The sequence below is a fragment of the Haloarcula rara genome (genome assembly GCF_029338235.1).
GTDB classification, from domain to species: domain Archaea; phylum Halobacteriota; class Halobacteria; order Halobacteriales; family Haloarculaceae; genus Haloarcula; species Haloarcula rara.
In genome coordinates this window covers 1,262,749-1,280,109 of sequence record NZ_CP119785.1, presented here as the reverse complement: position 1 = coordinate 1,280,109, position 17,361 = coordinate 1,262,749, and the positions used below count along the sequence as shown (strand labels likewise).

15 protein-coding genes, 1 tRNA gene and 1 rRNA gene are annotated in these 17,361 nt (G+C 64.3%); 11 read left to right on the top strand and 6 right to left on the bottom strand.

Annotation, left to right across the window (positions count from 1 at the left end; all coding sequences use genetic code 11):
- Positions 1-118: 118 nt before the first annotated feature.
- Positions 119-367, top strand: coding sequence for a DUF8028 family protein (locus P1K32_RS06770; RefSeq protein ID WP_276251915.1), 249 nt, complete (start codon positions 119-121; stop codon positions 365-367).
- 48 nt (positions 368-415) lie between these two features.
- Here P1K32_RS06770 and P1K32_RS06765 read toward each other — a convergent pair whose 3' ends face one another.
- Entirely contained in the window at positions 416-1,066 is a 651-nt protein-coding gene (locus P1K32_RS06765; protein ID WP_276251914.1) for an HAD family hydrolase, read from the bottom strand.
- A 63-nt stretch (positions 1,067-1,129) separates the two neighbouring features.
- Positions 1,130-1,636 (bottom strand): hypothetical protein, encoded by a 507-nt coding sequence (locus tag P1K32_RS06760; RefSeq protein ID WP_276251913.1) that lies wholly within the window; start codon positions 1,634-1,636, stop codon positions 1,130-1,132.
- Positions 1,637-1,733: 97 nt separating this feature from the next.
- On the opposite strand from P1K32_RS06760, the gene P1K32_RS06755 reads away from it, so the two are divergent.
- The 5 genes from P1K32_RS06755 (at position 1,734) to pheS (ending at position 8,066) form a co-directional block, all read left to right on the top strand.
- Positions 1,734-2,456, top strand: coding sequence for a PDDEXK family nuclease (locus tag P1K32_RS06755; RefSeq protein WP_276251912.1), 723 nt, complete (start codon positions 1,734-1,736; stop codon positions 2,454-2,456).
- A 61-nt stretch (positions 2,457-2,517) separates the two neighbouring features.
- Positions 2,518-3,513 carry a tRNA-intron lyase gene (endA, locus tag P1K32_RS06750; RefSeq protein ID WP_276251911.1) on the top strand — a complete coding sequence of 332 codons (996 nt, stop codon included), beginning with the start codon at positions 2,518-2,520 and terminating at the stop codon, positions 3,511-3,513.
- Between the two features lie 175 nt (positions 3,514-3,688).
- Positions 3,689-4,081, top strand: coding sequence for a response regulator (locus P1K32_RS06745; RefSeq protein WP_276251910.1), 393 nt, complete (start codon positions 3,689-3,691; stop codon positions 4,079-4,081).
- Positions 4,082-4,288: 207 nt separating this feature from the next.
- The gene (locus P1K32_RS06740) at positions 4,289-5,914 is read left to right on the top strand and encodes a tryptophan--tRNA ligase (protein WP_276251909.1); all 1,626 of its coding nucleotides are present in this window, start codon (positions 4,289-4,291) and stop codon (positions 5,912-5,914) included.
- A 640-nt stretch (positions 5,915-6,554) separates the two neighbouring features.
- Positions 6,555-8,066: a phenylalanine--tRNA ligase subunit alpha gene (gene pheS, locus P1K32_RS06735; RefSeq protein ID WP_276251908.1), complete on the top strand. Its 1,512-nt coding sequence runs from the start codon at positions 6,555-6,557 to the stop codon at positions 8,064-8,066.
- Positions 8,067-8,199: 133 nt separating this feature from the next.
- Here pheS and P1K32_RS06730 read toward each other — a convergent pair whose 3' ends face one another.
- Positions 8,200-9,444 carry an MFS transporter gene (locus P1K32_RS06730; RefSeq protein ID WP_276251907.1) on the bottom strand — a complete coding sequence of 415 codons (1,245 nt, stop codon included), beginning with the start codon at positions 9,442-9,444 and terminating at the stop codon, positions 8,200-8,202.
- 433 nt (positions 9,445-9,877) lie between these two features.
- Here P1K32_RS06730 and pheT point away from each other — a divergent pair, with 433 nt between their 5' ends.
- Together pheT and P1K32_RS06720 are read left to right on the top strand one after the other, a co-directional pair.
- Positions 9,878-11,734: a phenylalanine--tRNA ligase subunit beta gene (gene pheT, locus P1K32_RS06725; RefSeq protein ID WP_276251906.1), complete on the top strand. Its 1,857-nt coding sequence runs from the start codon at positions 9,878-9,880 to the stop codon at positions 11,732-11,734.
- Between the two features lie 213 nt (positions 11,735-11,947).
- Entirely contained in the window at positions 11,948-12,160 is a 213-nt protein-coding gene (locus P1K32_RS06720) for a hypothetical protein (protein ID WP_276251905.1), read from the top strand.
- A gap of 42 nt (positions 12,161-12,202) precedes the next feature.
- On the opposite strand, the gene P1K32_RS06715 is transcribed toward P1K32_RS06720, so the two are convergent.
- The 3 genes from P1K32_RS06715 to P1K32_RS06705 are packed head-to-tail and all read right to left on the bottom strand — an operon-like array spanning position 12,203 to position 14,309.
- Entirely contained in the window at positions 12,203-12,958 is a 756-nt protein-coding gene (locus P1K32_RS06715) for an alpha/beta fold hydrolase (protein WP_276251904.1), read from the bottom strand.
- Between the two features lie 50 nt (positions 12,959-13,008).
- Entirely contained in the window at positions 13,009-14,061 is a 1,053-nt protein-coding gene (locus tag P1K32_RS06710) for a quinone-dependent dihydroorotate dehydrogenase (protein WP_276251903.1), read from the bottom strand.
- A gap of 50 nt (positions 14,062-14,111) precedes the next feature.
- On the bottom strand, positions 14,112-14,309 hold the full coding sequence (locus P1K32_RS06705) for a hypothetical protein (protein WP_004516407.1): 198 nt from the start codon (positions 14,307-14,309) through the stop codon (positions 14,112-14,114).
- A gap of 228 nt (positions 14,310-14,537) precedes the next feature.
- On the opposite strand from P1K32_RS06705, the gene P1K32_RS06700 reads away from it, so the two are divergent.
- The 3 genes from P1K32_RS06700 to P1K32_RS06690 all read left to right on the top strand — a co-directional run bounded on the left by P1K32_RS06700 (position 14,538) and on the right by P1K32_RS06690 (position 17,188).
- On the top strand, positions 14,538-14,846 hold the full coding sequence (locus P1K32_RS06700; protein ID WP_220588064.1) for a non-histone chromosomal MC1 family protein: 309 nt from the start codon (positions 14,538-14,540) through the stop codon (positions 14,844-14,846).
- Positions 14,847-15,537: 691 nt separating this feature from the next.
- Positions 15,538-17,008, top strand: a 16S ribosomal RNA gene (locus P1K32_RS06695).
- Positions 17,009-17,116: 108 nt separating this feature from the next.
- Positions 17,117-17,188, top strand: a tRNA-Ala gene (locus P1K32_RS06690).
- Positions 17,189-17,361: the final 173 nt, after the last annotated feature.

Sequence of the window (17,361 nt, the reverse complement as noted above, 5' to 3'; positions counted from 1 at the left end):
ATGGTCCCAGTGAAACCAGCTAAAATCAATCAAACGAAACGTATCCGAGCGAATTAACCACAACCGTCGTTCGTTTATATGTTGGTATGGGTCATACAGTGGCGTGAGGAGGAACCCAATGTCCAGTGCTTCGCCCCTTCGGTTGCCCACTGACGTACTCCCCAGCGGACGTGCCGACTTCCGAACGATGGCCGTCCGGCCGGTCCGGTTCGTCGGGTTCTGGACCGCCGTCGTGGCCCCACTGGCGTATCTGGCGCTTCTCGCGAGTCCACTGGACGGACGGAGCCGCCTCCTCCTGCTAACCGGTGTGTTCTTCGCCAACGTCTTCGGTCTCATTGTGGGCCGAGGGTACCGTGCCGACGCCTGACTCCCCTCGGGCGGGTACGGTCTTTGACTCTCCCCTTCACTGGAAACGCTACCCGAACAGCACGTCGCGTAGCTCCGCCGCGTCACCGGCCAGATGGTGGACCATCGGGAGTTCCGTCTCTTCGCCGTCGCCCTGGAAGCCGACGGTTGTCATCCCGGCGGCCACCGCCGCGCGAGCGCCAGCCTGGGAGTCCTCTACGGCCCAGCAGTCGGCCGGTTCGACGCCCAGCCTGCTCGCGCCGTGTTCGTAGATGTGCGGTTCGGGCTTGCCCGGCGCATCGATGTCCTGTGCGCTGACGGCGGCGTCGAAGTGATGGAGCAGCCCAAAGCGGTCCTCGATGACGTCGATCCAGTCCCACGGCGCCGAGGTCGTCAGCGCCAGCGACGTGCCCGAAGCCCGGAGCTCCGCGAGCAGGTCGTCGACGCCCTCGAGCATCGTGGCGTGTTCGCTGTATATCTCCCTGCCCGCCTCTTCGAAGAGTCGCTCGTACTCCTCGCGGGTGACGGCGAGGTCGTACTCCCCGTCGAGGTCGGGATACACCTCGGTGTAATCGCGGCCGGTGATGGCCGACAGCGGGATGTCGTCGTCGGGTGCGACGGTCGGGAGGATGTGCTCGCGCTGGATACTGACCCAGTGGTCCTCGGACTGGACCAGGACGCCGTCCATGTCGAAACAGATTGCCGTCGGCGCGTCGCTCATTACGTTCACTCACTCGCCCGAGCGGTTTGCGTGTTGCGTTCGCTCCCTGACGCTGCCGGTCTCTCATTTCCCCCGAACGAGCGGCAGCGGACTCATCCATAGGAACCACCAGTAGAAGGCGATACACGCGAAAAGCGCCGCTATCGGGAACCCATACCACGGGAACGGAACGACGCCGAGGACCGGGACCGTGAGCTGCCCCTCGTGTGGGAAGATAATCGGGAGCAACGCGATAAGTACGAACGCCGGGAGCGGTCTGGCGGCACGCAGTAGTCGAGCGACGTCTCTGGGGCCGGCCTCACTGAGCGCCTTCGATTCGGGTCGTATGGACTGGTCGGCGGACGAGTCTGCCCTCGCCGCGTCGACCTCGATATCCGGGATGGCCTCTGTGTACACCGTTATCAGCGCGTACACGCTGAAGCCGACGAGAAGGAGTGCCGTTCCGACGTCGACTGCCGTCGTGAACGGCCCCTGGGGAGACAGTTCGGTAACGAGCCAGCCCAGGGCCGTAAGCACTAGCACGACGCCCGCGAGGACCGGGTTCACGGGAGATTGCTCTTTCTCGCCCATCGTTTCCTGTCATCGCCCGGTCAGTGATATAAATCCGTATACTCGACGTTGCCACACGGCCGAGAGTTTACATACCGAGACGGAACCAGCCCGTCCCATGCACGACGGAACGCGCGTGATGGCCGGTGAGTGTACGACTGTCTTCGAGGGGTCCCGCGAGCGCGAACAGCGCGGTGACGTGCTGGTGGTGGTCAAGCCCGACAACACGGTGCTGGTCCACGACGCCGGGGGGTACCAGCCCGTCGCCTGGCTCACCAGGGCCGAGAGCGTCGCCGTCGAGGACGGGACCGTCACGGCCCGCGACGGCGAGCAGTTCCTCAGGGTCGTCGCCCACGAGGAACACGGTAGCGCCCGGTTCCCGGCCTCGGAGGCCGGCGTCCCGGTCGGCGACTGCCCGAACTGTCCGGGGACGCTCGTCCGCGCTGGCGGCGACGTGACTTGCACCGGCTGTGGCGCCCGCTACGGGCTGCCGACCGACGCCGCCGTCACCGGCGGGCGCTGTGGGGATTGCTCGCTGCCGACGATGCGGGTCGAACGCGGCGAGGCCATCGAGTGCTGTATCGACCGGGACTGCGAGTCACTCGACGACCGCGTCCAGGCCGCCTTCGACCGCGAATGGGACTGCAAGCACTGCGGCGGCGACCTGCGGATTCTGCGCCGTGGCGGCCTCATCGTCGGCTGTGAGAACTACCCCGAGTGTGACACCGGCTACGCCGTTCCGTCGGGGCTCGTAGTCGGGACGTGTGCCTGCGGGCTCCCGATTTTCGAGACCAGCGGGGGCCGGCGGTGTCTGGACAGCGGCTGTGAGCAGACGGGATAGCGTCGGGGGTCGGCGACTGCGACCCGCAGGGGATTTGACCCTCGGTCGAGCACCCACCTGTATGCAACTCACGCTCGACGGCGACGTCGTCCGGGCAGGTTCTCGCGCCCGCGAGCGGTTCTACGACTCCCGTGGCTACGGCCGCGCTCGCGACGGCGACCTCGACCTCGCGCCGGTGGAGGCCGCCCATCTGTGCTATCGCGGCGACATCGACGCCGTCGACGGGATGGGCGTCCAGGAACTCCTCGCCTCCGGGGCCGTCTCGGCCGTGGACTTTCTGGTCTACAAGGACCTACGCGACCGGGGGTTCTATCTCACGCCCGCCCGCGAGGGGTGGGTCGACGACCCCGTGGGCGTGGACTTCGTCGTCTACCCGCGCGGCAAGGGGCCGTGGGACGACGCGGTGGCCCACCGCGTCCGGGTCGTCGGCGAGCGCGACGACGTGCCCGCGGCGTCGCTGGGCGAGTGCGTGCTGGCCGTCGTCGACGAGGAGAGCGAACTCACGTATCTGGACACGGGCCGGCGGTCCATCGAGGGGACCAGCGCTGCCGACGTACCCGAGGTTCACGGCACGCTGCTGGCCGAGCGGGTGCTGTGCTGGGACCCGCCCGAAACGCTCTACCAGCAGGCCTTTTACGGGCAACGGCTGGACGAGGACGCCGTCCAGCTCTCGCTCGTCGAGGCGGCGTATATGGCACGCGAGGGGGTGCTAAGTGTCGATGGCGGCGAGAGTGCCGTGGTGGAACGGGGCCGCGACGTCGAGGGCGAGCGCTTCGACCGCCGGCTGGCCGTCTACGCCGCCCTGCGGGACTCGGGTGTCGTCCCCAAGACTGGCTTCAAGTTCGGCGCTGATTTCCGGACCTACGCCGACGTCGAGTCAGTCGACGACCTGGGCCACTCGGAACTGCTCGTCCGAGTGGTGCCCGCCGACCACCACTTCGAACCGCGGGACCTCGCGCTGGACGTGCGGCTGGCCCACGGCGTCCGGAAGACGATGGTGTTCGCCTTGGTGGGCGACGGCATCGAGTGGGTGCAGGTCGAGCGGCTGACGCCGTGAGGACGGTACGAAGACCGTACCACTCCCGATTTCTGGATTGCCGTGGGTATATCTCCTGTTTGGCAGGTGTCGCGCTCGCCTGTCTAACAGACGTCGGTGACGGAACGGGCTACCGGAGAAAACACCTTACTAGTTTCGCTGAACCGTATTGATTCGTCAGGCCGTTACCGTGTATATGACCGCTGAAGAGCCCGATACATCAGCGCAAACGACCTCTGTGTTACTCATCGACGACGAGAAAGAGGTCAGGGAACTCTACGCGTTGTACCTCGGTCAAAGATACACTGTCCAGACGGCAAGCGACGGCGACGTCCCGGTCGAAACAGTCGACGACGCCGACATCGTCTTCTGTGACCGTCGTATGCCAAAACAGTCCGGTGAGGAGTTCCTCAAACGGATTCGCGACGCCGGCCTGGACGTGCCGGTCGTCTTCATCTCCGCGGTCGATGAAATTGTCCGGATTGACGAGGAGTATCAGGGCTATCTAACGAAACCAGTAGATGGAGAGACACTCACGCAGTCTGTGATGGACCACGTGCCCGAGACAGACCTCCCTATGGCCGATTAAAACTACCTACCGGGCGCGCCAGGCGAACAGAAGCGGGGGCACGCTGGAACAGTACGCGAAGGCGGTCGGGTCTCGCTGTGGTACCGTGGGCGTTCCGGCGCTGGGAACCACCGCCACTCCGACCTGATGGCGAGCACCGGAAGCGAACCCTTTTTGCGCCGACCGGAGCCAAGGGTGTAGTAACACGGCCCGGCCGTGTCCGAAACCATGACCGACCGCGACTCCTACCACGACGACGCATCGCCCGACGAGGACCGCCGCCAGTCGGGAGCCGCGTGGCGGGAGTCGGATGCTGTTCCGGTAACTGATGGCGGCACCGACGCCGCCGGCGCCGACGAGGCCGTCCTCGACCCGTGGGGCTCCTCGACCGTCGAGGACTACCGCAAGCTCTTCGAGCAGTTCGGTATCGAGGAGTTCGACGACGTGCTCCCGGGGGTCCCGAACCCCCACTACCTGATGCGCCGGGGCGTCATCTTCGGCCACCGGGACTACGACCCGGTCGCCGAGGCGATGCGCAACGACGAGCCCTTCGCCTCGCTGTCGGGCTTTATGCCGACCGGCGACCCGCACATCGGCCACAAGATGGTGTTCGACGAGATAATCTGGCACCAGGAGCAGGGCGCCGACGCCTACGCGCTTATCGCCGACCTGGAGGCCCACGCCGCCCGCGAGCTCTCCTGGAGCGAGATCGACGAGCACGCGGAGAGCTACATCCTCTCCCTGCTCGCGCTGGGCTTCGACCCCGAGGAAGGGGAGCTCTACCGCCAGTCCGACAACCGCGAACTGCAGGACCTCGCGTTCGAACTCGGCGCCGAGACCAACTTCTCGGAGCTCCAGGCCATCTACGACTTCGACGGCGAGACCGACGTCTCGCACATGCAGTCGGTGGTCACGCAGATGGCCGACATCCTCTATCCGCAACTGGACGAGCCCAAGCCGACGGTGATTCCGGTCGGCCCGGACCAGGACCCCCATATGCGGCTCGCTCGGGACCTCGCGGCGCGGATGCGCTACTTCGGCGTGACCGAGGCCTTCGCCAGCTTCGAGGCCGAGGCCGTCGAACGGACCCTCCTGCGCCAGGCCTACGACGCCCGCGAGTCCTACGCCGAGGACCCCGAGATGCCCCGCTGTGTCGAGGCCGCTGACTGGCTGCGCGAACACGAGCTGGCGCCCGCCGACGCCCGCGAATCCGCCGTCGAGAAACTCGAAAACGCCGGGAAGGAGCCGATTCGGCCCCGAACCCGAATCTTCGACCGCAACGCCACCGACGAAGCCTTCGAGGCGCTCATCGAGGCCGTCGACGGCGAGAAACGGGTCTACGACGAACACGTCGACGCCTTCGACCTGGACCACGCCGAGGCCGACGAACTGGCCCGCCAGGTCGAACTCGACACCGGCGGCTACGGCTTCCTCCCGCCCTCCTCGATTTACCACCGCTTCATGACCGGGCTGACCGGCGGGAAGATGTCCTCCTCGATTCCGGCCTCCCACATCTCGCTGCTCGACGACCCCGAGGCGGGCTACGACAAGGTCAAATCCGCCACCACGGGCGGTCGGGCCACCGCCGAGGAACAGCGCGAGAAGGGCGGGAAGGCCGACGAGTGCCCCGTCTACGAACTGTACGCGTACCTCCTCTCGGGCGACGACGACGACTTTGCCGAGGAGGTCTACGAGGAGTGTGTCGGCGGCGAACGGCTCTGTGGCGGCTGCAAGGAGCAAGCGGCGGAGCTGATGGAAGCCTTCCTGGAAGAGCACCAGGCAAAACGCGCCGAGTGGGAAGACAAGCTCGACGAGCTGGACATCGACCTGGACTCGCACCGAACGCGGGACTAGGAACTACTGGACTCGGTGTTTTCGAAACTTCGGCGACTGCTGAGAGCCAGAAAGCCCCGGCGGGCTGAACTCGGGGGACTCGCTGCGCGCCTCGCCTCCCGTTGGTCGGCTTCGGTGCTTGCTTCGTCCGCCTTCGTTCAGCCCGCCGCCCCTTTCAGTCCACCCGTAGCCGGTTGGCCAGCCGGTATGGGTGGGACTGAAAGGGGCGAGCGGCTACGGGAACCCCGCCGACGCAAGCACGCGAGCGAAGCGAGCGCGCACAGCGAGGCGCGGGACCGTCGCCGCTCGGGGCTTTCTGTCTGTTAGCATCGCCGAAGCTCAGTCCAGCAAATACGACGTCCACTAGCCGCCCAGGTCACAATTCTTATTTTCCAGCGCGCCAATCGCTCGCATATGGCATCCGAATCCCACGCTGCCAGTGTCGCCGTCAAGCCGTCGCGTCGCCCGGGGTTCGGGTTCTTTTTCGGATTCTGACGGGCGGTGGAGTCAGGGCTGCGGTGGCCCGGACGAAACCGCCCGGAGCGAGGGGCGTCTGGCGGACGCCCCTCGAAGTGAGCGGGGAGCGGCGACCCGCGAACAACAAGTAAGAACCGTTAACTGAGCGACCCGCGGTACTCCCGACAACGACCGAGACACGCATATGAAGCGACCACAGGCACAGGTGGCCGTCCTCCAGGCCGCCGACGCAGACGACCCAAGGCGCATCGACGAGGTGGCTGACGAGGCCGGCCTCAAACCCGAGACGGCGACACGGGCCGCGTTCGAACTCGAAGACGACGGCCTGCTGACCGTCACCGAGGAGACTATCGAACACTACACGCTGACCGAGGAGGGCACCCAGTACGTCTTTGAGAGCCTCCCCGAACAGGACCTCTATGAGGCCGCTGTCGACGCCGGCGCCGACGAGGAGCCGGTCCAGCTGGGCCAGGTCATCGGCGCCTCCGGGCTCGAAGGCCCCGCCGTCGATATCGCGCTGTCGAACTACGCCCGCAAGGGGTACGGCCAGATAGACAGTGGCGAGATAACCGCCGACCCGGACGCGAAACCGGGCCAGGACACGGAAATGTACGCGCTCGAAGCGGTCGCCGACGACCAGCTCGAGGAGGTCGACGCCGACGCGCTCGACCAGCTCGAACGGCGTGGCCTGCTGGAGGTCCGTGAGGAGACCGTCCGCTCCGTGCAGCTGACCGACGAGGGCGTCACCGCGCTGATGGCCGGCGTCGAGGCCGCCGAGACCGTCGACCAGCTCACCGCCGAGTTGCTCACCAGCGGCGAGTGGGCGGACGTCGAGTTCACCGAGTACAATGTCGCGGCCGACGCCGAGGACGTGAGCCACGGGAAAGAACACATCCTCCGCCAGACCGCAAACAGGGTCAAAGATACCCTCGTGGGAATGGGGTTCCAGGAGATGGAAGGCCCACACGTCGACGCCCAGTTCTGGATCAACGACTGCCTGTTCATGCCCCAGGACCACCCCGCGCGCACGCACTGGGACCAGTTCGCCCTCGAGCGACCGGACGAAATCGGGGACATCCCCGAGGACCTCGTTTCCCGCGTCCGCTCGGCACACAGGGAGGGCGTCGGCCCCGACGGTGAGGGGTACCACTCGCCGTGGGAGGAAGATGTCGCACGCGGGCTGGACCTGCGGGGCCACACCACGTCGCTGTCGATGCGGTATCTCTCCGGCGAGGAGATCGGCGAGCTCGAACCGCCCCAGCGCTTTTTCAGCGTCGAGAAGGTCTACCGGAACGACACGCTCGACCCGACGCACTTACTGGAGTTCTTCCAGATTGAGGGATGGGTCATGGCCGAGGACCTCTCCGTGCGTGACCTGATGGGCACCTTTACCGAATTCTACGAGCAGTTCGGCATCACCGACCTGGAGTTCAAGCCCCACTACAACCCGTACACGGAGCCCAGCTTCGAACTCTTTGGCACCCACCCCGAGACCGGCGAGGTCGTCGAAGTCGGCAACTCGGGTATCTTCCGCGAGGAGGTGCTCTCGCCGCTCGGTGTCGACTGTGACGTGATGGCGTGGGGGCTCTCGCTCGAACGCCTGCTCATGCTGATGTACGGCTTCGAGGACATCCGCGACGTCCACGGGACGCTGTGTGACTTAGAGCTGCTGCGTGAGACGCCCCTCGTCCGGTGAGAACGTTCGGAGCGTCGCTCTCGTAGCGGACCCGCTGTTTTCTTTGCCAGTGGGCCCCAGAGTGGTCGTTGGACAAGTGGAGACGTTTCAGGCCGAGCGGGACGCATGGGTCACTCTCCGCCAGGAGTCCGTGTCACGTCATAACGTCGGTGTCACTCTGTAGCCGGTTCTCGTCGCTCGCTGCCCACTCTGGCTTCCGTACCTGTGTGGCTATGATGACGAGCGACATCGTCGTCAGGAGTCCGCCTGCGATGAACGGCCACTTGTATCCGAACCCGCCGAAGAAACCGCCGAGTATCGGGCCGAGTGCGCGACCAAATCCGTACGCCGTCGTGACGATTGCCAAACTGTGCCCACTGTTGCCCGACTCGGCGAGATCGCCGACAAACGCCAGTGCCGGCGAGAACCCCATGGCTATCGCCACCCCCTGGAACAGCCGCGCTCCGATCATCATCACTGGCGAGGTGATGACCGCCTGGACGAGTATCGCCGGGACGAGCAGCATTGTTCCGAGCAGGAGTAACGGACGTCGACCGAACTTATCGCTGGCGCGGCCAAAGGGCATCATCAACAGTGTGAGCGCGAGGATGAGCGCCGAGTACTCAAGCCCGAACATCGCCTCGCTCTGGCCGAGTCGTTCGTTGATAGCCGGCTGTAACGCGACGATCAAATCGGGGGTGATAGCGATGAAAAACGAGGCGATGCCAAGTGCGATGACCGGGTGTAAGAACTGTTTTTTGCCGGTAAGCGAGCCGAGGCTATCCGAGTCACTGTCCCGTTTCCCACCCACCGTTTCGGGGACGACCAGCGCAACCAGCAGTATCCCGGTAGCGGCCAACATCCCGGCCGCGAAGAACGCGGCTGTGAAACCGGATATCTGTTTCGCCTCGCCCCCGATGGTGAGCCAGTACGGTCCGTTGGCGAGCAACAGGCCCCCGGCAGACGGTCCTATCACGTACCCGGTCAGTCGCACGCTGTTGAACAGGCCCATGTTCTCGCCGCGGTCACCCGTCTCCGAGACCTCGCTGACGATAGCCATCGACGCGGGGAGGGCAAGCGCCGCCCCGAAACCCTGCATGGCGCGTACGGCGACGACAGCGGGGTACCTGTCGACGAACGGATAGCAAAAACTCCCGATACCGACGATGGACAGGCCAGCGAGGACGAACAGCCGACGTCGGACGACCGCATCCGAGAGGCGCCCCGTGTATCGCTGCAGGCCAGCGCTGACCAAACTGTATATACCGAGTCCGAACCCTATCAGTGCGCTCTCGGCGAGTGTAATCGGGCCGAGCGTGTAGTGCAGTGAGAACGAACCCGCAGCGAGGTAGGCCGGCAGGAGGACGATTAGAAACCCGTTCCCTGTTGTGTCTGCCAAACGAGCAGTAGCCAATACAGATATATGCAGCTTGCTACGTTTCACAATTTAGATATTATATAGATAAATAAAACTATTGTCGCCTGGGCAAAATATGTTGGAGCCGGGCGTCTCGTGGTCTACGGTGGCGTATCGAGCCGTCTACTCCGTCGGTAGGGATTTCGGGTACGGCGGTCCCACTCGCAGCTGGGGCAGTCCACGGCAGTTCGACCCGACCAGGGGTGTTCGCATCCGCTGTCTCCGCGAAGTAAGAACTGTTAACTGGTACTGTAGAATACTCTGGCCTAATGTTAGCTGTGGCTTCTCTGCTGGGTGTCACCCGCTGGTCGTCTCAATCACCAGTCACCGGCCCGCACGACGAACCCACGGCGTCGCGGCTGTCCACACCGGGGTGGCGGGTCGGCACCGTCGGTCCGCCGGAGGTGCGTCACTGATGCCAGTCGTCGACGTCGACCCCGACGAACTGCGATACCTGACCGGCCACGACGAGAAAGACGACGACGAACTCAAATCGGACCTGTTCGACCTCGGCCTGGAGTTCGAGGGCTGGACCGAGGACGACGAGTTCCAGCTCGAGTTCGCGCCCGACCGGCTCGACCGCCTCTCAGTCGAGGGCGTGGCCCGCTCGCTCCGGTATCACTACGGCGACGACCGGGGCGTCTACGTCCCCAACACCAACAGCGCCGACTGGACCATCGAGGTCGAGGACCAGCCAGAGGACCGACCCTACGTCACCGGCGCGGTCGTCCGCGGGCTGGACCTCTCCGACGGTGCCCTCGAATCGCTGATTCAACTGCAGGAGAAGCTCCACGCGACGATGGGCCGCAAGCGTGCGAAAGGCGCTATCGGGGTCCACGACCTGACGATGCTGAAAGGGACCGACCTCCGCCCGACCGACAGCAACTCGAGCAGTCTGGATCTCTCGGGTGGACAGGACCCGACCGAAGCCAGCGAGGAGCCCCAGGACGAAATGGTCGGCGACGCCACCGTCGAAACCACCGGCGCCAACGCGATTACCTACACGAGCGCAGACCCCGACGAGGCCACCTTCGTCCCGCTGGAATCCGACGCCGAGATGACCCCGAACGAGGTCATCGAGCGCCACGACACCGGCCAGCAATACGGCGACCTCGTCGCCGAGTTCGACCGTGTGCCCGCCATCTACGACGCCATCGGCCTGTTCTCGTTCCCGCCGGTCATCAACGGCCGCCGGACGGAGGTCAGCGAGGACTCCCGGGACCTCTTCATCGAGTTGACCGGGACCGACCAGTGGACCATCGACCATATGTGCAATATCGTCTGCTACGCGCTGGAGGCCCGCGGCGGCACCATCGAGCGCGTGAACGTCGAGTACGCCGACAACGCCGCCGGCGAGTACGCCGGCCGGACACTGGAACGTCCCGACTTCGAGACCCGGACGAAGACAGTCAGCAAGGACCGCATCGAGTCCCTGCTCGGTGTCGTCCTCGAGCCCGAGCAGATTATCGACTACGCGGAACGGGCCGGGCTGGACGCCACGCGGGTCGTGACCGACGACGGGGTCGCCTTCGAGGTCGAGATTCCGCCCTACCGGGTCGACGTCATCCACCCACTGGACATCGTCGACGACATCGGCCGGGCGCTGGGGTTCAACAGCCTCGAACCGACCTACCCCGACGTCTCGACCGTCGGCGGCCGCCACGACCGCTCCGTGCTGGAAGACGCCGCCCGCGATACCCTCGTGGGACTGGGCTTCGAGGACCTGCTTAACTTCCACATGACTAACGAGGCGGAGAACTACGAGCGAATGAATCTCCCGAACCCGGAGGCAGCAGACGCTGACGATACCCTCGTTGGCCTTTCGGACCCGGTCACCATCCAGGAGCCCTACAGCGAGGACTACACTATCCTCCGGACGTGGGCGCTCCCGTCGCTCATGATGGTCCTGGAGAACAACACTCACCGGCGCTACCCGCAGGACCTCGCCGAAATCGGGCTCGCCGCGGGCCTGGACGAGGGACAGAACACCGGCGTCAGCGAACACCGCACCGTCGCCGGGGCGCTTGCCCGCACCGACGCCTCCTACGAGGACGCCAAGGCCCGCCTCCAGGCCATCGCTGAGGCGTTCGGGAAAGACCTCGAAACGCCCGCGACGAGTCACCCGACGTTCATCGACGGGCGCGCGGCCGATGTCGTGCTGGACGGGGAGACGGTCGGCGTCATCGGCGAAGTGCATCCGAAAGTGCTCGTCGAGCACGACCTGGAACTGCCAGTCGCCGCCTTCGAGTTCCGGCTGGACGCTCTCGAATAGTCCGCGAGCGACCGGAGCGGGAGCGAGCGCTTTTTCGCCCACGTTTTTCCGCGAGTGGTCGTCGGAGACGACTCGAGCGGAAAAAGGTGGTAGCAGCACGACCTGGAACTGCCAGTCGCCGCCTTCGAGTACCGTTACCCGTTCGTAACCGACTTACCGGCTCGTTACAGGGTGTTTTTGGGTTATTGCCACGTAGTATCACATAGAGGGACAATGAGTAGCACCGAGAAACACTCCGACTGTGGCGACCCGGACCGCTACGGCAACCCGGCCTGTGAGACGTATCCGTGGTTCTGCCTCGATTGGATGGTCGACGACCCCGACGCGCCGTCGACGCTCACCATCTGTCCGGGGACCGGTGACAGCCAGACGGCGTGGCTGTCGGCCGATATCCAAACCGCGATGCCGATCGAGGAGTGCCGATAGCGGTCCGCGCCGACTGCCACGATGGGGTCCCGATAGTTCGGTTCAGGTGCCTCTCTGGGACCGGAACCACGCGACGGTGACGTTGGCCAGGCGGTCGTGGGCGGTGGCGTAGCTGCGGTCGCTCGGTTTGTCGCCGCGCTGGCCCCGATAGCTCCCGAACTGGGTGTGGTTCAGCGGGAGTTCCCGAATCGTGGCGTCGCTGGGGAGGTTCTCGCGGTTTTCCTCGTAGGAATCGCTATCGAGTACCGTGTCCGCGCTGCCGGTGACGCTCATGGCCGCGAGTCCGGTCCCGGAGATGTCACGGTCGCAGTACGAGGCGTACAGCACCACGCCCTCGATTGCCTCGGGGTTCTCGGCCGCGTATCGACAGGCCATCGCCCCGCCCAGCGAGTGGCCGCCCACGTACCAGTTCTCGACCCCGGCATCGGTCACGTAGCCGCTTGCGGCGCCCTGGTCGAGCACGGCCAGGTTCAGCCGTAGCTTCGGGACGACGACAGTCACGTTGGCCTCGCTGGCAAGCGGTGCGAGCGACGCGACGTAGGCGTCCGGGTGGACCCTCGCACCCGGGTAGAAGACGAGCCCCGCGGTCGATTCCCGACCCGACGGTTCGAGCGTGTACGTCCCGCCCTGCTCGGTGACTGTCACGTTCGGGTCCGCCTCGACGCTGGCGACGCTCCCGTCGGACGCGCGGTGTGGCGTGCCGAAATAGAGGACGCCTGCCCCCGCAGTGAGGACGCCGACGACGACCAGCCAGACGAGCGCCCGGCGGGCGTATCGGGAGATAGCGTCGCGGCTCACACTCGACGTGTTCGCTCCTCGGTGCTAAAACCCCCCGCTACTGCGATCCGCTACAGGTCCGCGCCGACGGCCTCGTCGACGCTGTCGAAGCCGTCCCGCTCCAGCAACTCGAGTAGCCCCTCGTTGATGTCCCGGGCGAGCGAGGGCCCTTCGTAGACCAGTCCGGTGTAGAGCTGGACGAGTGAGGCGCCGGCACGAAGCTTCCGGTAGGCGCCCTCGGCCGAGGCGACGCCGCCGACGCCGACGACGGGAACGTCGACGCGCTCGGCGACGAACCGGACCATGTCTGTCGCTCTGTCCTCGATCGGTCTCCCGGAGAGCCCACCCGTCTCGCTGGCGTTGGGCGAGCGCAGCCCCTCGGGGCGCTCGGTCGTCGTGTTGGTCGCGACGACGCCGTCGAGGTCGAGTTCGGTCACGAGGTCCAGCGTGTCCTCGACCGCCGGCTCGGGGAGGTCCGGCGAGAGCTTCACCAGAAGCGGCGCGGCGCCCGCGTCCTGGAGCTCTTCGAAGATGGCGGTCATCGCATCGCGGTTCTGGAGCTCTTCGAACCCCTGTGAGTTGGGACAGGAGACGTTGACGACGAAGAAATCGCCGCCCTCGGCGACGTGTTCGTACGTCTCGCGGTAGTCTGCCGGGGCCGCGTCGGTGCCAACGTGCTCGCTTTTTGCGATGTTGACGCCCAGCGGGAACGGGGCGTCCGTCTTCGCCAGCCGCTCGCCGACGGCGGCCGCGCCCTCGTTGTTCAGCCCCATCCGGTTGATGAGACCGCCGTCCTCGCGCAGGCGAAACATCCTGGGCCGGGCGTTGCCGGCCTGTGGTTCGGCCGTGACGCCGCCGACCTCGGCGAAGCCAAAGCCCATCGCGGCCAGGGCTGTTGGCACTGTGGCGTTCTTATCAAAGCCTGCGGCGACGCCGACGGGGTTGGCAAAGTCCTGACCGAACGCAGAGATGGCGAGGCGCTCGTCCTCGACCGTGTACCGGTGGGCCATTGCGCTCGCTACCGGGGTCCCCTGTGCCGTCTCCAGCAGGCTGTGGACGGTAGTGTGGGCCGTCTCGGCCGGGAGCGAGAACAGAACCGGCTTGGCGATATCGTAGAGTCTCATTGGGGTGTTCGAGTCGCCTCCCGGCAGCAGCCGGGGGTAGCGACAGCACGTCAGAAATCGTGTTCGACCTCTTCGGGGTCGGCTTTTTGAATGATGATCTTGTTGTCACGCACCCGGACGAACACCTCGTCACCGATCTCCATGCCGGCGACGGCGAGTTCGTCTTCGTGGATGTTGATATGTACGTTGTGGTACTCGCCGTCTTCGTCTTTGGCGCCACTCGGGCTAAGCTTCTTCTTTCGCACCATCGCGCTATCCTATTCCGTGCATCGCCGTAGGATACACTTAAGTCTACCGTGCGGCGTGTCCCGGACCCGAGTGCGCACGCGCTTTCAGGGCGGCGCTTCCGGCCCAATCGTGGCCGAATACAGCATCTCTCGAGTTCTAATATATAAACGTACCCCGCGACGGAGGCTCATTCGGGGGGTATATTTATGTTGTGCCATGTTTTGAGTTGACATGGAGCGGAGAAAACCATGGCACGCGACAGCGACAAGCGCAACTTTGCGCTCCGTGAGGATGGTGACGAATCGAGCGTCTTCTCAGGCGGGACGCCCCGGCAGGCTGCGTTGAAGGCCGCCCGGCGGCTCGACCCGGCCGACAGCGAGGACGAAGCAGACCGACAGGAGATACGGCTCCGGGAGAAGGGCACCCACAAGGTCCACATCTACGAGGCGTGGGCCTGGGTCGAAACAGCGCCCGACGACAAACCGGACTGGATGCCGGGCGACATCACGAAAGGGAACGTCTCGAAAGAGGGCGTCGAACACCTCGACGACATCTAGTTCCCTTCTGTACGGACTTTTTGTGGACGATAGTGCGCCTGTTCGCTGTGGCCAGTGTGTGTCAGAACTATCGCGCGCGTGAGCGCGCACACGAAGAGCGTACACTAATTGGGTACCAGCTGTTCGAAGTCTGCAGTTCTGCTACCGTGTTGCTGTCTACCGTATGGGGGTCACTCACCCGTGTAATCGCCTGCCGAAGCGGCCGTCGTCCGACGAGGTTAAGTATGACACTCCCATCGAGTCTAATGCGAACGAGGTCGGGGACGACACTTCCCCGGTCGGGCCTCGTCCCAACCGACGCCCTTAATTGTAACAGGGTGTTCGGATGGAACGCGAAGGTCGCTCACGTCGTGCGGTTCGACGCGAGCGAACTCCGATGCCCTTAAGTGTAACAGGGTATTCGGATCGAACGCGAACGAGGCCTGGCCGGGGCCGACGAAACCCGGCCACCACACTGCGGCGAGGCAACTCGCTACCGGAACTCGAAGCCTTTAAGATGGCTTCGGGAGAACATGCAGGTCCGGAGAAATGAGGATTCCACCCCTGCGGTCCGCCGTCAAGATGGGATCTGATGTGAGCCCTGATAGTTCGGTGACACTCGGTCGGCGAGTGTCCTCGAACACCCTTCGATAGCGACCACACTCCATCTGGAGTGTGACCCGCCTAACCCCCCGGCTTCGTGCCGGGATACATTCCGGTTGATCCTGCCGGAGGTCATTGCTATTGGAGTCCGATTTAGCCATGCTAGTCGCGCGGGTTTAGACCCGCGGCATATAGCTCAGTAACACGTGGCCAAACTACCCTATGGACAGGGACAACCTCGGGAAACTGAGGCTAATCCCTGATATCACTCTCATGCTGGAGTGCAGAGAGTGAGAAACGCTCCGGCGCCATAGGATGTGGCTGCGGCCGATTAGGTAGATGGTGGGGTAATGGCCCACCATGCCAATAATCGGTACAGGTTGTGAGAGCAAGAGCCTGGAGACGGTATCTGAGACAAGATACCGGGCCCTACGGGGCGCAGCAGGCGCGAAACCTTTACACTGCACGACAGTGCGATAAGGGGACTCCGAGTGCGAGGGCATATAGTCCTCGCTTTTCTGTACCGTAGGGAGGTACAGGAACAAGTGCTGGGCAAGACCGGTGCCAGCCGCCGCGGTAATACCGGCAGCACGAGTGATGACCGATATTATTGGGCCTAAAGCGTCCGTAGCTGGCCAAGCAAGTCCATTGGGAAATCCACGCGCTCAACGCGTGGGCGTCCGGTGGAAACTGTTTGGCTTGGGGCCAGAAGACCTGAGGGGTACGTCCGGGGTAGGAGTGAAATCCTGTAATCCTGGACGGACCACCAATGGGGAAACCACCTCAGGAGAATGGACCCGACAGTGAGGGACGAAAGCTAGGGTCTCGAACCGGATTAGATACCCGGGTAGTCCTAGCTGTAAACGATGCTCGCTAGGTGTGCCGTAGGCTACGAGCCTGCGCTGCGCCCTAGGGAAGCCGAGAAGCGAGCCGCCTGGGAAGTACGTCCGCAAGGATGAAACTTAAAGGAATTGGCGGGGGAGCACCACAACCGGAGGAGCCTGCGGTTTAATTGGACTCAACGCCGGACATCTCACCGGTCCCGACAACAGTAACGACGGTCAGTTTGACGAACTTACCCGAGCTGTTGAGAGGAGGTGCATGGCCGCCGTCAGCTCGTACCGTGAGGCGTCCTGTTAAGTCAGGCAACGAGCGAGACCCGCACTTCTAGTTGCCAGCAATACCCTTGAGGTAGTTGGGTACACTAGGAGGACTGCCGCTGCTAAAGCGGAGGAAGGAACGGGCAACGGTAGGTCAGTATGCCCCGAATGGACCGGGCAACACGCGGGCTACAATGGCTGTGACAGAGGGATGCAACGCCGAGAGGCGAAGCTAATCTCTAAACGCAGTCGTAGTTCGGATTGCGGGCTGAAACTCGCCCGCATGAAGCTGGATTCGGTAGTAATCGCGTATCATAAGTGCGCGGTGAATACGTCCCTGCTCCTTGCACACACCGCCCGTCAAAGCACCCGAGTGGGGTCCGGATGAGGCCATCATGCGATGGTCGAATCTGGGCTCCGCAAGGGGGCTTAAGTCGTAACAAGGTAGCCGTAGAGGAATCTGTGGCTGGATCACCTCCTACTGATCGGGATCAGGCCTCTGGCCTGACCCACCTACATGGATGTTCGATGACTATCTCGCCGACCGGGCACCTATGAACTATCAGGGCTCACGCCTGCGGATCTGCCGGGCCCATAGCTCAGCGGCAGAGCACCTCCTTTGCAAGGAGGAAGCCCTGGGTTCAAATCCCAGTGGGTCCATACGACGTACCAGCTCCGAACCGAGCCCCTTAAGTGTGGGACGGCGCTCGAATCTGGTACGACGACAGATGCACCATCCCGGGTAAAACCGAGGTTGGGAAGGGTCGATTCGCCCACCATCTACCACCTTGGGGGCGAGTATGAAACCGCGTGTACGTGCGATCCAGGCGTCC

Coding starts and splice junctions, on each gene's coding strand:
- P1K32_RS06765 (WP_276251914.1), bottom strand. CDS start 1,066: ATGAGCGACGCGCCGACGGCAATCTGTTTCGACATGGACGGCGTCCTG.
- P1K32_RS06710 (WP_276251903.1), bottom strand. CDS start 14,061: ATGAGACTCTACGATATCGCCAAGCCGGTTCTGTTCTCGCTCCCGGCC.
- endA (WP_276251911.1), top strand. CDS start 2,518: ATGCAACTCACGCTCGACGGCGACGTCGTCCGGGCAGGTTCTCGCGCC.
- P1K32_RS06740 (WP_276251909.1), top strand. CDS start 4,289: ATGACCGACCGCGACTCCTACCACGACGACGCATCGCCCGACGAGGAC.
- P1K32_RS06700 (WP_220588064.1), top strand. CDS start 14,538: ATGGCACGCGACAGCGACAAGCGCAACTTTGCGCTCCGTGAGGATGGT.
- P1K32_RS06745 (WP_276251910.1), top strand. CDS start 3,689: ATGACCGCTGAAGAGCCCGATACATCAGCGCAAACGACCTCTGTGTTA.
- P1K32_RS06760 (WP_276251913.1), bottom strand. CDS start 1,636: ATGGGCGAGAAAGAGCAATCTCCCGTGAACCCGGTCCTCGCGGGCGTC.
- P1K32_RS06755 (WP_276251912.1), top strand. CDS start 1,734: ATGCACGACGGAACGCGCGTGATGGCCGGTGAGTGTACGACTGTCTTC.
- P1K32_RS06705 (WP_004516407.1), bottom strand. CDS start 14,309: ATGGTGCGAAAGAAGAAGCTTAGCCCGAGTGGCGCCAAAGACGAAGAC.
- P1K32_RS06720 (WP_276251905.1), top strand. CDS start 11,948: ATGAGTAGCACCGAGAAACACTCCGACTGTGGCGACCCGGACCGCTAC.
- pheT (WP_276251906.1), top strand. CDS start 9,878: ATGCCAGTCGTCGACGTCGACCCCGACGAACTGCGATACCTGACCGGC.
- pheS (WP_276251908.1), top strand. CDS start 6,555: ATGAAGCGACCACAGGCACAGGTGGCCGTCCTCCAGGCCGCCGACGCA.
- P1K32_RS06770 (WP_276251915.1), top strand. CDS start 119: ATGTCCAGTGCTTCGCCCCTTCGGTTGCCCACTGACGTACTCCCCAGC.